The sequence below is a fragment of the Agromyces sp. 3263 genome (assembly GCF_031456545.1).
In the GTDB taxonomy this organism is placed as follows: domain Bacteria; phylum Actinomycetota; class Actinomycetes; order Actinomycetales; family Microbacteriaceae; genus Agromyces.
Map to the genome: position 1 here is coordinate 1,100,434 of NZ_JAVDUV010000001.1, position 13,763 is coordinate 1,114,196.

Consider the following 13,763-nt stretch of genomic DNA (forward strand, 5'->3'; position numbering starts at 1 on the left):
CGCGCCGCCACGTCGCACCGCGCGCGTACCGGGTTCCACCCCGGCGCGCAACGGCGTGACACGCGCGACGCCCGGCCATACGCTGAGCCGCGTGACAGCTCCCAGTGTCCGCGTGGCGATCCAGCGCACCAGAATCCTCCCGAAGTGGGTCAGGCGCGCGGATGCCACGGCCGGCCGTGCCGTGAACCGGCGCCACACCCATCCCAATGTCGACCGCTTCTGGACGCAGCTCACGAGCTTCGCCGACAAGGGCGTGCTGTGGTGGACCCTCGCCGGCGTGCTCGCCGTGACCGGACGACGGCGCGCCGCCGTGCGCGGCCTGCTCTCGCTGCTCGGCGCCAGCGCGCTCACGAACCTCATCGCCAAGGAGGTGTTCGGCGGCGACCGGCCGCTGCTGGCCGACGTGCCCATCGGCCGTCGCCTGCCGAAGCACCCGGCCACGCCGTCGTTCCCGTCGGGCCATTCGGCGAGCGCCGCGGCGTTCGCGGCCGGCGTCGCCCTCGAACGACCGGCGATCGGCGCGGCCATCGCCCCCGTCGCGCTCGGCGTCGGTTACTCGCGGCTGCACACCGGCGCGCACTGGCTCTCGGACGTGGTGGGCGGCCTGGCCATCGGGGTGGGCATCGCCGGGGTGGGCGCCCTCCTGGTACGGCCTCGCCCGGGTGAGCCCGAGCCCGAGGGCTCGACCGGCGAGGACTGCGACCTCCCGGCCTCCCCCGATGGCGAGGGCGTGTTCCTCGTCGTCAATCGCTCGTCGGGAACGAGCGTCGTGCGAGCCGACCCGCTGCGCGTGATCCGCGACCGCCTCCCCGCCGCCGAGGTGCACGAGCTCGCCGACGGCGAGTCGCCCCGCGACGCCGTCCGGGAGGCACTCGCGCGGCGGCATCCGCCCCGCATCCTCGGTGCGTGCGGCGGCGACGGCACGGTCTCGGCCGTCGCGCACGAGGCCGTCGCCGCCGAACTGCCCATGCTCGTCGTGCCCGGCGGCACCTTCAACCACTTCGCGCGGACCGCGGGCGCGGCATCCGTCGACCTGGCCGTCGACGCCCTGCAACGCGGCGAAGGCGTGCGCGCGGATGTCGCCGAGCTCCGGTTCGGCGACGAGGAGCCGGTGACGGTGCTGAACACGGCGTCGGTGGGCGTCTACCCCGACTTCGTGACCGTGCGCGAGCAGCTGCAGGACCGATGGGGCAAGTGGCCGGCCGCCATGATCGCGGCCGTTCGGGTGCTTCGGCACGCCTCGCCCGTGACGGTCGTGGTGAACGGCCGGCGCGCACGCGTGTGGACGTTGTTCGTCGGCGTCGACGACAACGACCCGGGCACGGTCGCGCCGCTGCAACGACGCCGGCTGGACGGAGGCGTGCTCGACGTGCGGATCCTGCACGCAGGGTCGCGACTGGGCGCCGCCGCCTCGCTCGCGTTCGGTCGTCGCACGAGCGCCGTGTTCCGTCGCCTGCGCCTGCTCCCCAGCCGCATCGAGTCCTACCCGACCGAGTCGCTCGACGTGGTCGTGCGACCGCGGGAGGGGCAGCCTCCGGGGTTCGCCCACGACGGCGAGGTCGCGATCGCGGCGCCCGCGGAGGCCGCCGCGGCCTACGCCGCGCCCGGCTACCTCACGACCGTGCGGGTCATCCCCGAGGCGCTGGAGGTCTACCGCCCTGCGGGCGGCCGCGCCCTCCGGGGCTGAAGGCGCTCGCTGGGGCCGACCGCCGGATCAGAGCTCGAGGCCGACGAGCACCGGCTCGGGGTGCAGCACGATGCCGAACTCCGCCTGCACCCGGCTCTGCACGAACCGGGCGAGCTGGGCGACCTCCTCGGCCGCCGCGCCGCCGCGGTTCGTCAGGGCGAGCGTGTGCTTCGACGACACGGCCGCGCGCGATCCGGGCAGCGCGAACCCGCGACGGATGCCCGACCGCTCGATGAGCCACGCGGCCGAGAGCTTCACGAGCGGCTCGGCCGGTGCGGCATCCGTCAGCGTGCCCACCGCCTCGAGCGAAGCCTGGTGGGCGAGGAACTGGTCGAGCGGGGACTCCTCGGCGACGCCGCCCGCAAGCGGGGTCACCTCATCGGCCGCCTCCTCCTCGAGGTACCACCGCGGCGCGTCGCCCGGCAGGGTGCGCGCGACACGCTCGGTGACGATCGGGTTCGTGAAGAACGAGCCCGCGCTGACCGAGTCGGGGTCGGCCGCGTCGAGCACCATGCCCTTCGACGCGCGCAGGCCCAGCACGCTCTCGCGGACCCGTGCGACGGGCACCCGGTCGCCGAGGTTCACGTGCAGCGCGTCGGCGAGTTGCGCGTAGGCGATCGGCTGCCCGAGCGCCTCCCCGAGCACGGCGCGCTCCGCCGCGGTGTCGTGCAGCTCGAACTCGGCCGAGACGACGATGCCGCGCAGGCCGCGCTTGAGCACCGACGTGCGGTAGCCGAGCTCGAGCTCCGCCGCCGTCATGCGGTGCGGGCGATCAGCGCCCTCCTCGAGGAACTCGATCGCGACGAGCGTGGACTCCAGCTCCTGGCCGTACGCGCCGATGTTCTGCACGGGCGCGGCGCCCACCGAGCCGGGAATGCCCGAGAGCGCCTCGAACCCCGAGAACCCCTGCTCGACCGTCCAGGCGACGAGGTCGTCCCAGGTCTCCCCGGCCTGCACACGCAGGCGCACGGATGCCGCGGCCGCATCGCGCGCGAAGACTTCGATGCCCTTCGTGGCGACCCGGATCACGGTGCCGTCGAAGCCGTCGTCGCCGACCAGGAGGTTGGAACCGCCGCCGAGCACCAGCCACGGCTCGCGTCCCGACCACGCCTCGACCGCGAGGTCGACGAGGTCGCGCTGCGTCGCGGCCGTCACGAGGTTCGCGGCCGGTCCGCCGACCTGCAGCGTGGTGAGCTCGGAGAACGGGATGTCGCGCGCCATGTCAGTCGAGGGAGACCCGAGCCTGCGCCTTGCCGAGCACCGTCTCGTCGCCGACCTTCACGGTGAGGTCGATGCGGGCCACGCGGGCCTCGGCGTCGAGCTGGCCGACCTTGGCGACGACCGACACGACGGCGCCGAGCTGCGGGTCGACGACGACGGGGCGGGTGAACCGCACCTGGTAGTCGACGACACGGCCGGGATCTCCGGCCCAGTCGACGACCGGCTGCACGGCGAAGCCCATCGTGAGCATGCCGTGCGCGAGCACGCCCGGCAGCCCGACCTCGCGAGCGACGTCGTCGCGGTAGTGGATCGCGTTGAAGTCCCCCGAGGCGCCGGCGTAGCGCACCAGCGAGTCGCGGGTGAGGGCGAACGAGTGCTCGGCGACGATATCGCCGACGGAGAGGCCGTCGAAGGCGGGAGCGGCGGCCATCACTCGTCCCCTCGCACGACGAGGGTGGAGATCGCGGTCACGACGTGGGCGCCCGTGGCATCCGTGATCGACGACTCGGCCGTGACCATGGAGTGCGGGCCGAGCGTCTTCACGCTCGATACCGTGAGCGTCGCCGTGAGCAGGTCGCCCGCCACGATCGGGCGGGTCGACGTGAAGCGCTGGTCGCCGTGCACGACCCGCGTGAAGTCGATGCCCGCGTCGGGCTCGGCGAGCAGTTGGGCGAGCGTGTGCTCCTGCACGACCACGGCGAACGTGGGCGGTGCGACCACGTCGTCGTAGCCGGCGGCCCTCGCCGCCTCGGGGTCGAGGTTGATCGCGTTGGTCGCGAAGACGGCGCGCGCGAACTCGCGCACCTTCTCACGCCCCACGAGATAGGGCTCGGTGGACGGGAAGACCCGCCCCTGCAGCTCGGGGTTCACTGGCACCCCGCCAGTCTATGCGGGGGTCCGTGGGGGCCTGACGGCCGCCGTGGTCCGTCAGCGCTTGCCGCCGCCGAGGAGGCCGCCGAGCAGGTCGCCGAGACCGCCGCCCGAGCCGCCCGAGCCCGATCCGCCCGAGCCGCCGCCGAGGAGGCCGCCGAGCACGTCGCCCAGTCCGCCGCCGCCGGCGCCCGACCCGGAGCCGCCCGAGCCGCCGCCACCGAGCAGCCCGCCCAGCACGTCGCCGATCCCGCCGCCCGACGACTCGCCCGCGGCATCCGACGAATCGGACTTCTTCGAGAACTGCTTCGCCAGGAACGCGAGCACGATGGGCGCGAGGATCGGCAGCAGCTTGCCGATGAGGTCGCCCGTGCCGCCGCCCTTCGACTCCTTGGCGTCGAGCGCCCGCACGACCTGGTCGGTGTTGGTGCCGAACACGTTGTGGACGATCTTCCTGCCGTCGTCCTCGTCGACGTCGGCGAGGTTCACGCCGCCCTCGACGAGAGCCGGATCGTGCGACTTCACCGCCTTCTCGAGCGAGGCGGCACCGGCCGGGTCGGTCGCGTTCGCCCCCATGCCGGCGAGCAGGGCCGGCAGGGCATCGTCGACGGCCTTCCTCGCGGTCGCCTCATCGACGCCCAGCTTCGCGGCGATGTCGCCGATCGGCAGGCCGGCCTTGATCTCGTCGAGCGACGCCATGCGGATCCCCGTTCCTGCGTCCGCCGTCGGACGCTCCCGATTCACGGTAGCCCGGCGGATGCCGCGGCGGAAGGCCGTGCGGCCTGCTCCGCTCGCGCGTAGAGCTCAGTCGAGCTCGGTGCGGGCGAGGCGCAGGCGCAGGCCGTCGAGCAGCATCTCGAGCCCCGCCTCGAAGGCGCGATCGCTGCGCGGCGCCCCGCGCGGCGACGACTCGACCAGCCGGCCGAGCGTCGTGGTCGGCGTCTCGGGCCGCCAGATCTCGTCGGGCGAGGCGAGGTCGAGCCCGAAGCCGATCGAGAACGCGTCGAGGATGGCGACGATCTCGAGCACGTCGTCGTCGGGGAACCCGGCGCCCGACAGGGCGGTGGCGAGCAGGTCGTAACTGGCGATGACCGTCGGGTCGGTGATGGTCTTGCCGACGATGAGCGGGATGAGGAAGGGGTGCTCCGCGTACATGCGGCGCTCGGCACGGAGCATCTCCTCGACGACGACGTCCCAGGTGCCCTCGATGGCGGGCGGCAGGTACTGCTCGCCCAGGCGGCCGCGCATCAGCTCGACGATCTCGTCGCGCCCGGCGACGTGGTTGTACAGCGACGACGGCGTGACGCCGAGCCGCCGCGCGATCGCGTTGACTCCGAACGGCTCACCCTCGTCGACGAGCTCCATCGCGGCCTCGGCGATGCGCTCGGTCGACAGTAGCGGGGTCCTCGGCCTCGGCATCGGCACCTCCTTCGTCCCCGTCAGCCTACGGGCCCGGAAATTGCCTCTTCCCGAATCCGGCTCACCTCTGCATAATAAACGAACACTATTCGTTTATCTCGTGCACACCGCCGTGCCGAGCATTCCGGAGGCCCCCTGTGTCCCATTCCCTCCCATCGGTCCGCGTCCCGCTTCGACTGCCCACCGCCGTCGCCACGTTCGGCATCGGCATCGCCGGTTACCTCGGCGTGAACCTCTCGCCGTACATGATCTCGGCCCTGCAGTCGGCGCTCGGCGCCGACGTGCTCACCGCGAGCTGGATCGTCACCGGCGCCCTCCTGCTCACTGCCATCGCCGGCCTGGCCACCGCGAAGCTCTCGGCAGGACGCCGCCGGCGGCTCGTCGCCCGCGTCGGCCTCGTGCTCGCGGTGGTGGGCTTCGGCGCCGCCGCGCTCGTGCCCACCGGCTGGGTCGTCGTCGCCGGACTGCTCGTCGGCGGCCTCGGCGCCGGCGGCGCCGTGTCGTCCTCGGGCGCGGCCCTCGCGGCGTTCATCAACCCCGACCGCGTCGCCGGCATCAGCGGCCTCGCCAACCGCGCCGTCGTCACCGTCATCCTCGCCGTCGTGCCACTCGTCGGGCTCGCCCCCATCAACGTGTTCGGCACCCTCGCCGTGTTCGCCCTGGCCGTGCTGTTCACGTCGGCGTGGCTGCCCTCGGCACCCGCCGTCGACCACGCGGCAGCGCCGGCGCCGACGGACGACGCGACCGCGGAGGCATCCGGAGTCGCGACATCCGATGCGGGGGCAGCCGGCCTCGTCACCCGCAGGCCGCACCGCGCGGAGACGATCGCGGGCTTCGTGCTGCTCGTCACCTTCGCGCTCTGGGCCGTGAGCGAGGACTCGCTCTGGGCGATGGCCGGAGTCATGGGGGCCGACCAGTCCGGCCTCACGCCCGAGGGACTCGGCCTCGCGCTCAGCGGCGCCACAGCCGGCGGCATCGTCGGGGCGCTCCTGCTGATGATCGTCGGCAACCGGCTCGGCCGCGCCGTGCCCCTCGCCGTGCTGCTGGTGGCCGGCGGACTGCTGAAGATCGCCGAGGGCTTCGTCACCGATTCGACCGCGTTCATCGTGGTGTTCATCGCGTGGAACACCGTCTACGCGATCGCGTTCCTCTACTTCGTCGCAACGGCCGCCGCGCTCGACGCCGACGGCCGCTGGTCGGGCCCGCTGCTCGCCGTCTACCTCGTCGGGTCGAGCCTCACGCCCGTGATCGGCGCCGCCCTCGTCGAGGCGTTCGGCTACCAGGGCTTCACCGTGGTGCTCGGCATCGCGAGCTTCGTGCTGGCCGTGCCCGCGTTCCTCGTCGCCCGCGTGTCGAGCCGCCTGCAGCGCATCGAGCACGTCGCGCCCGCCGTCGCCGAGGAGGTGGCCGCATGAGCCGCACGGTCTATGCGAACGGCCGCGTCTTCACCGGCGACGAGCCGGCCTGGGCCGAGGCGATGGTCGTCGAGGGCGGACGCCTCGCCTTCGTCGGGTCCGACGCCGAGGCGGCCGCGGCCGCGGGTCCGGATGCCGCGAGCGTCGACCTCGGCGGACGCGTCGTGGTGCCCGGCTTCATCGACGCGCACACCCACCTCGTGATGATGGGCGAGGCGCTCGGCAAGGTCGGACTCACCGACGCTCGCACGCTCGACGGGATCCAGGAGCGGCTGCGCGCCGCACGCGCCGCCGACCCCGGCGCCCCGCGCCTGCTCGGCCGCGGCTGGCTCTTCGACTCCGTGCCGGGCGGCGCCCCGACCGCCGCGATGCTCGACACGGTGGTCGCAGACGTGCCCGTGTACCTTGACGCGAACGACTACCACTCGGTGTGGGTCAACACGGCCGCACTGCGCGAGCTGGGCATCGACCGGGACACGCCCGACCCGATCGGCGGGCGCATCGGCCGCGACGCCGACGGCGAGCCCGACGGCATGCTCTTCGAGACCGCAGCGCAGCAGCACGTCTGGACGCTCCTCGCGGAGGTCGCGACCGACGCCGATCGCGACGCCGCCGTCGAGCGCACGATCGCCGCCTACCTCGCGACGGGCGTCACGGGCGTCGTCGACATGGCGTTCGACGAGCTCGGCCTCGCCGCCTTCGACCGGGCGGCCGAGCGCCGCGGCGGCACCCTCCCCGTCCGCGTGCTCGCGCACTGGTTCGTCGCGAACACCGGCGACGACGACGAGCACCTCGCCCAGGTCGCGCGCGCCGTCGAGCTCGCGGGCGAGCACCGCCCCTGGCTCAAGGTCGCCGGCATCAAGCTCGTGCTCGACGGCGTGATCGACGCGTGCACGGCCGCGATGCGGCATCCGTACGCCGACGGCTCGAACGCCGAGCCGATCTGGCCGCTGGACGCACTGAAGCCCGTCGTCGCCGCCGCCGATGCCGCCGGCCTGCAGGTCGCGCTGCACGCCATCGGCGACCTGGCCAGCGACGTCGCCCTCGACGCCCTCGAGCACGCCGCCGCCGTGAACGGCGAGCGCCCCCGCCGGCACCGCATCGAGCACCTCGAGTACGCCGCGCCCGAGACCGCGGCGCGCATGGCCGCACTCGGCGTCACCGCGTCGATGCAGCCGGTGCACGCCGACCCGGCGATCTGGTCGAACTGGGCCGCGATGCTCGGCGACGAGCGGGCCGACCGCGGCTTCGCCTGGACGGAGTTCCGCGACGCGGGCGCACTCCTGGCCTTCTCGACGGATGCCCCGACCGCGCCGCACGAGGCCCTGCCCAACCTCTACATCGCCACGACGCGCCGGTCCGCGCTCGACGGGTCGTTCCCGGCGAACCACCCCGAGTACGCGCTCCCGGTCGAGGAGGCCATCGCCCATGCCACCCGCGATGCCGCGGCGAGCTGCCTCGAGGAGCAGGAGCGCGGGCGCATCGCGGTCGGCCTCGCCGCGGACTTCGCGGTGCTCGATCGCGACCCGTTCGCCGAGGGCGCCGACGTGCTGCTCGAGGCGCGCGTCGTGCGAACGGTGGTGGCGGGGGAACCGGTGTACGAGGCATCCGGCGCGATCGAGGCCGAGCCCGAGGCATCCGTCGCCTGAGCCGCGCGCGCACACGAGGCCGCCCCGGTGTCGCGGGGCGGCCTCGTGGTCTGTGCGGCGGATGCCGCGGGCGGCGGCATCCGGCGAGCGGGTCAGTCCTCGGCGGACGCCCGGGAGAGCACCTCGCCACGGAAGAAGGCAGGCCGCTTCCACGCCTGCCAGAGCATCACCGCGACGCCCGAGAGCAGCACGACCATGCCCAGCACGAACACGAGGCCCACGCCGAACACGTTCGAGCCGCTGCCGTAGTCGGGGTTCATGCTGTCGATGAGCGTCGTGAAGAAGAGGGTCGCGAGGATGACGCCGCCGATGAGCGGGAACAGCAGCGTGAAGAAGACGTTCCGCACCGACCGCCACCACACCCTGCGGAAGAACCACACGCACGCGAACGCGGTGATGCCGTAGTAGAAGCAGATCATCATGCCGAGTGCCGTGATCGTGTCCCACAGCACGTCCTCGCTGAGGAAGCGCATGACCGCGTAGAAGGCCGCGGCCACGATGGCCGACACGATCGTCGCGTAGCCGGGCGTGAAGAACCGCGGGCTCACCGACGCGAACTTCTCGGGGAGCGCGCCGTAGTGGCCCATCGCGAGCAGGGTGCGCGCCGGCGACACGAAGGTCGACTGCAGCGAGGACGCCGAGCTAGTGAGCACGGCGAGCGAGACGAGCACGGCGAGCGGGCCGAGGATCGGCCCGGCCAGGTGGAAGAACACGTTGTCCTGGATGTCGGGGTTGCCCAGCCCGTACTCGCCGGTACCGACGCCCGCGTACGCGATCAGCGCCACTGCGATGAGCAGGTAGAGCACGACGATCGTGACGACGGTGATGGTGGCCGCGCGGCCCGGGGTCTTGTGCGACCCGCGCGTCTCCTCGTTCATCGTGAGCGTGACGTCCCAGCCCCAGAAGATGAAGATCGAGAGCGAGAGGCCCGCCGCGAACGACGAGAACGACTCGACCGCGAACGGGTTGAACCAGCTCAGGTCGATGGCCGTGGCGTCGAAGGCGTTGCCGTTCGCGACCTCGATGAGGGCCGCGACCGCGAACACCACGAGCACGACGACCTGGAAGCCGACGAGCCAGTACTGCAGCTTCTGCGTCGTCTGCATGTCCCGGTACGACACCCACGTGGCACCGAGCACGAACAGCAGGCACACCCCGACGTTGATGAACGGGTTCGTCGCGAGGTCGGCGATCTCGGGATTGCCGGCGACCTGCGAGATGAGCAGGAAGAGGAAGTCGACGGCGATGCCTGCGAGGTTGGACAGCACGAGGATCGTCGCCGCCACGAGGCCCCAGCCGGCCATCCACCCGATCCACGGGCCGAACGCGCGCGTCGCCCACGTGAACGAGGTGCCCGAGTCGGGCATCCGCGTGTTGAGCTCCCGGTAGCCGAAGGCCACGAGCAGCATCGGGATGAAGCCCACGAGGATGATCGCCGGCACCTGCACGCCGACCTCCGACACCGTCGGGCCGAGGGCCGCAGTGAGCGTGTAGGCCGGGGCGATGCACGAGATGCCGATGACGATCGCGCCGATGAGGCCGACCGACCCGGCCGACAGGCCCTTCTTCGAGATGCCCTGCGTGGAGCCGTCGACGGCGGCGGTCGCCTCCGTCAGGGGCGCGAGCTGCGGCGGGGATTGGTGCGTCATGTCGATCTCTCTCAGGAGGTGGTCGTGCGCGGGACCACGATCATGGGCACCGGCAGTTCGCGCAGCATCTTCGCCGCGGTCGATCCGAGGAACAGGTGGTGGGGCGTCGCGAGGCGGCTCGAGCCGACGAGCACGATCTCGCCGTCGTGCCAGTCGAGGCCTCGAACCGCCTCCTCGACGGTGGCGGCCGTCGCAGCCACGGCCGTGGCGTCGAGCGTGCGCGGCAGCTCGCGGCGAGCGGCGGCGAGCACCTCGTCGGCGTGCACGGTGCTCGTGAGCTCGGCGAGGCCCTCGTCCATGCCCGCGGGCAGGTCGACGGAGACGAGCGACACGAGCCGCAGCGGCGCGTGCACGGCGGTGGCGAGGGCGACGGATGCCCCGAGCAGCGCGTCGGCGCCGGGCCGCGTGCCGATCGCCGCGGTCACCCGGGTCACGCCGACCGGCACGGGGATCTCGCGGGAGCCCGACGGCGCCAGGGCGACCGGCACGTCGGACGAGTGCAGCAGCTCGTTCGCGACCGAGCCGATGCGCGACCGGCCGAACAGCCCGCCCCGAGCGGCGCCCACGACGATGAGGTTCGCGCCGAACTCGTGCGCCGCGGCGATGAGGCCCTCGGCGAACGACTCGGCGTAGCGGATGTGCAGCAGCTGGGCGACGTCGTCATCATCGTCGAGCGACTCGGAGGCCTCGGCGAGCCACTCCCGCGACTGCTCCTTGAGGTACCGCTCGTACCCGGGATCGGTCGGCACGGTGCTCGAACGCGCCTCGCTGGGCAGCACCATGACGATGTCGAGCAGCGCCTCGCTCGCGCGCGCCAGCCGGGTCGCGACGGCGAGCGCGTCGGCACCCGAGTCGTTCGCCGTGTACCCGACGACGATCCGGCGGGCAGCGGGATCCGCGGAGCCGCCGGTCGCGGCATCCGTCACCGCAGTCACGACGCGGCGAGGATCTCGTCGGCGACCTCACGGCCGACGCGGATGGCGCCGTCGACGTGCTGGTAGCCCTTGCCCGCCATGTCCGAGCACGAGAAGTGGATGGGCCCGACGGGCGTGCGCAGGTCGGCGCCGTAGCGCGCGAGGCCGCCCATGTCGAAGCTCGCGGCGTAGGCGCCGCGCGTCCACTCCTCGGAGCCCCAGTCGCTCTCGTAGTAGACGACCGGGTGCTTGGCCTGCTCGCCGTAGTAGTGCGACAGCGACTCGAGGATGCGCTCCTTGCGCTCCTCGGCGCTCAGCGAGAAGACGCCGTCGGCCTCCTCGTCGGCGACGAAGCCGACGAGCGTGCCGCGGGGGTCCTCGTGGTTCGTGTTGTCGTAGGCCTCGTGCACGAGCTCGTACGGGCTGAAGGCGGTGCCCGAAAGACCCTGCTCCCGCCAGAACGGCGTCTCGTAGACGGCGTGCACCTTGATGACGAAGCCCATCGACAGGTGCTGGTGCAGCTGCTGCTGCCGGCGGGGCAGCGGCGGTTCGTACGAGATGCGGCTGATGAGGATGGGCGGCACGGCCAGCACGACGTGCTGCGCGTGCACCTCGAGGTCGTCGGTCACGGCGACGACGCCCCGGTCGGGGGTCTCGGGGTGCCAGCGAACGGTGCGCACCGCCTGGCCGAGACGCACGGCACCGCCGAGCCGCTCCGCGAGCAGCAGCGGCACCTGCTGCAGGCCGCCGACGACACGGCGGTCGAGGATGAAGTCGGCGTCGACGAGGTTCGAGAACGAACCGGCGGATGCCGCCATGAGCAGCGCCTGCAGCGCCGAGAACGCGTGCGCGGGCTTGGTGAGCATGGCGCCGGCGATGAACATGCCGATGTTCTCGCGCGCCTCGAGGTCGTCGGTCTGCGTCTCGAGCCAGCGCGAGAACGAGATCTCGTCGAGGTCCTTCGCCTGCGGGTGCTCCCACGGACGGTCGGGATCGATCTCGGCGACGAGCGCGTCGAGCTTCTCGATGAGGGTGAGGATCTCCTGCTCGGTCGCCGGCGGCACCGGGAAGATCTCGCCCTCGAACCGCTTCTGCTCCCCATCGGGGCCGATGTAGATGTTCACGCCCTCGCGGTAGCGCGGGTACGTCTCGAGGCCGAGGTCGTCGAGCGTCTCGATGAGCGCGTCCTGGTCGGGCGAGACCCACTGGCCGCCGATCTCGAGCATCGCGCCGTCGATGTCGTCGGTCCAGAGCCGCCCGCCCGCGCGGTCGCGCGCCTCGAGGACGACGACCGTGCGGCCGGCCTCCTTCAGTCGGGTGGCGGTGGTGAGGCCGGATGCCCCGGCGCCCACGATGACGACGTCGCAGTCGATGCGTTCCATGGTTCCTGTCTGACTTTCCTGGGGTGCGTGCTCGGTGAGGCGAGCGGATGCCGCGGCGCGCGGCATCCGCTCGCCGCTCAGCTCACCGGGATGAGCGTGTACTTCGTGTCGAGGTACTCGTGGATGCCCTCGAGGCCGCCCTCGCGGCCGATGCCCGACTGCTTGACGCCGCCGAACGGCGCGGCCGCGTTCGAGACGAGGCCCGTGTTGAGGCCCATCATGCCGGTGGCCATGCGCTCGATGAGACGGTGACCGCGCGCGAGGTCCTGCGTGAACACGTACGAGACGAGCCCGTACTCGGTGCCGTTGGCCAGGCGCACGGCCTCGTCTTCGTCGGAGAACGTGGTGATGCCGAGCACCGGCCCGAAGATCTCCTCGCTGAGCAGGCGGCTGCCCGCGGCGACTCCGGCGAGCACGGTCGGCGCGTAGAACGTGCCGTCGCCGTCGATGCGCGTGCCGCCGGTGAGCACGGTCGCGCCCTTCGAGACGGCGTCCTGCACGAGCTCGTCGGTGGAGTCCACGGCCTTCTCGTCGATGAGGGGGCCGATGTTCACGCCGTCCTCGGTGCCGCGTCCGACCTTCATGGCCTTGACCCGGTCGGCGACCCGCTTCGCGAACTCGTCGGCGACCGACTCGTGCACGATGAAGCGGTTCGCGGCGGTGCAGGCCTGCCCGATGTTGCGGAACTTCGCGATCATCGCGCCGTCGACCGCCTTGTCGAGGTCGGCGTCCTCGAAGATGACGAACGGCGCGTTGCCGCCGAGCTCCATCGACGTGCGGAGGATGCCCTGTGCGGCCTGCTGCATGAGCGTGCGGCCCACCTCGGTCGAGCCCGTGAACGAGAGCTTGCGCAGGCGCGGGTCGGCGATGATCGGGGCCGACACCTTCGACGACGTCGACGTGGGCACCACGTTCACGACGCCCTTCGGCAGGCCGACCTCCTCGAGCAGCTGCACGAACGCGATGGTCGTGAGCGGCGTGAGCGCCGGCGGCTTGATGACCACGGTGCAGCCCGCGGCGAGCGCGGGGGCGATCTTGCGGGTCGCCATCGCCAGCGGGAAGTTCCACGGGGTGATGAAGAACGACGGGCCGACGGGACGCTGCGACACGATCATGCGACCCGTGCCCTCGGGGTTCAGCCCGTAGCGGCCCGAGATACGCACGGCCTCCTCGCTGAACCAGCGGAGGAACTCGCCGCCGTAGGCGACCTCGCCGCGCGCCTCGGCGAGCGGCTTGCCCATCTCCAGCGTCATGAGGAGGGCGAAGTCCTCCTTGCGCTCCTGGAGCAGGTCGAACGCCCGGCGGAGCAGCTCGCCGCGCTCCCGGGGAGCGGTCGCGGCCCACGCGTCCTGCGCGGCGACGGCGGCGTCGAGCGCGCGGATGCCGTCGGCCGGCGAGGCATCCGCGATCTCCTTGATCGTCTCGCCCGTCGACGGGTCGGAGACGGCGAGGGTCTTTCCGCCCTCGGCCTCGACCCACTCGCCGCCGATGAAGAGGCGGTCGGCGACCCGGTCGAGGACCGTGGTCTCGGCGGTGTGCTGCATGGTGTCGGTCATT

General features: G+C 72.5%; 12 protein-coding genes. 3 read left to right on the top strand and 9 right to left on the bottom strand.

All coding sequences use genetic code 11. From position 1 onward, the window contains the following. The first annotated feature begins 91 nt into the window (after positions 1-91). Complete coding sequence (locus tag J2X63_RS05030) at positions 92-1,687, top strand: phosphatase PAP2 family protein (protein WP_309974575.1); 1,596 nt, start codon at positions 92-94, stop codon at positions 1,685-1,687. A gap of 27 nt (positions 1,688-1,714) precedes the next feature. On the opposite strand, the gene J2X63_RS05035 is transcribed toward J2X63_RS05030, so the two are convergent. The 5 genes from J2X63_RS05035 to J2X63_RS05055 all read right to left on the bottom strand — a co-directional run bounded on the left by J2X63_RS05035 (position 1,715) and on the right by J2X63_RS05055 (position 5,197). Further along, positions 1,715-2,908, bottom strand: a complete 1,194-nt coding sequence (locus J2X63_RS05035; RefSeq protein WP_309974578.1) for a UDP-N-acetylmuramate dehydrogenase — start codon at positions 2,906-2,908, stop codon at positions 1,715-1,717. 1 nt (position 2,909) lies between these two features. Continuing rightward, complete coding sequence (locus J2X63_RS05040; RefSeq protein ID WP_309974580.1) at positions 2,910-3,338, bottom strand: MaoC family dehydratase; 429 nt, start codon at positions 3,336-3,338, stop codon at positions 2,910-2,912. After that, positions 3,338-3,784, bottom strand: a complete 447-nt coding sequence (locus tag J2X63_RS05045; protein WP_309974584.1) for a MaoC family dehydratase N-terminal domain-containing protein — start codon at positions 3,782-3,784, stop codon at positions 3,338-3,340. The genes J2X63_RS05040 and J2X63_RS05045 overlap by 1 nt, the downstream gene beginning before the upstream one ends. Before the next feature lie 51 nt (positions 3,785-3,835). Further along, positions 3,836-4,477 carry a DUF937 domain-containing protein gene (locus J2X63_RS05050; protein ID WP_309974587.1) on the bottom strand — a complete coding sequence of 214 codons (642 nt, stop codon included), beginning with the start codon at positions 4,475-4,477 and terminating at the stop codon, positions 3,836-3,838. Positions 4,478-4,582: 105 nt separating this feature from the next. Then, entirely contained in the window at positions 4,583-5,197 is a 615-nt protein-coding gene (locus J2X63_RS05055; RefSeq protein WP_309974590.1) for a TetR/AcrR family transcriptional regulator C-terminal domain-containing protein, read from the bottom strand. A 137-nt stretch (positions 5,198-5,334) separates the two neighbouring features. On the opposite strand from J2X63_RS05055, the gene J2X63_RS05060 reads away from it, so the two are divergent. Both J2X63_RS05060 and J2X63_RS05065 read left to right on the top strand, forming a co-directional pair. Then, positions 5,335-6,612, top strand: coding sequence for an MFS transporter (locus tag J2X63_RS05060; RefSeq protein WP_309974592.1), 1,278 nt, complete (start codon positions 5,335-5,337; stop codon positions 6,610-6,612). Then, positions 6,609-8,261 (top strand): amidohydrolase, encoded by a 1,653-nt coding sequence (locus J2X63_RS05065; RefSeq protein WP_309974594.1) that lies wholly within the window; start codon positions 6,609-6,611, stop codon positions 8,259-8,261. The genes J2X63_RS05060 and J2X63_RS05065 overlap by 4 nt, the downstream gene beginning before the upstream one ends. A gap of 92 nt (positions 8,262-8,353) precedes the next feature. Here the strand turns inward: J2X63_RS05065 and J2X63_RS05070 are convergent, their stop codons facing one another. The 4 genes from J2X63_RS05070 to J2X63_RS05085 all read right to left on the bottom strand — a co-directional run bounded on the left by J2X63_RS05070 (position 8,354) and on the right by J2X63_RS05085 (position 13,762). Further along, positions 8,354-9,910, bottom strand: a complete 1,557-nt coding sequence (locus J2X63_RS05070) for an APC family permease (RefSeq protein WP_309974598.1) — start codon at positions 9,908-9,910, stop codon at positions 8,354-8,356. A gap of 11 nt (positions 9,911-9,921) precedes the next feature. Continuing rightward, complete coding sequence (locus J2X63_RS05075) at positions 9,922-10,845, bottom strand: universal stress protein (protein ID WP_309974601.1); 924 nt, start codon at positions 10,843-10,845, stop codon at positions 9,922-9,924. After that, the gene (locus tag J2X63_RS05080) at positions 10,842-12,206 is read right to left on the bottom strand and encodes an NAD(P)/FAD-dependent oxidoreductase (protein ID WP_309974602.1); all 1,365 of its coding nucleotides are present in this window, start codon (positions 12,204-12,206) and stop codon (positions 10,842-10,844) included. Before J2X63_RS05080 ends, J2X63_RS05075 begins: the two co-directional genes overlap by 4 nt. Before the next feature lie 77 nt (positions 12,207-12,283). Then, positions 12,284-13,762, bottom strand: a complete 1,479-nt coding sequence (locus J2X63_RS05085) for an NAD-dependent succinate-semialdehyde dehydrogenase (protein ID WP_396133109.1) — start codon at positions 13,760-13,762, stop codon at positions 12,284-12,286. Between the last annotated feature and the right edge of the window lies 1 nt (position 13,763).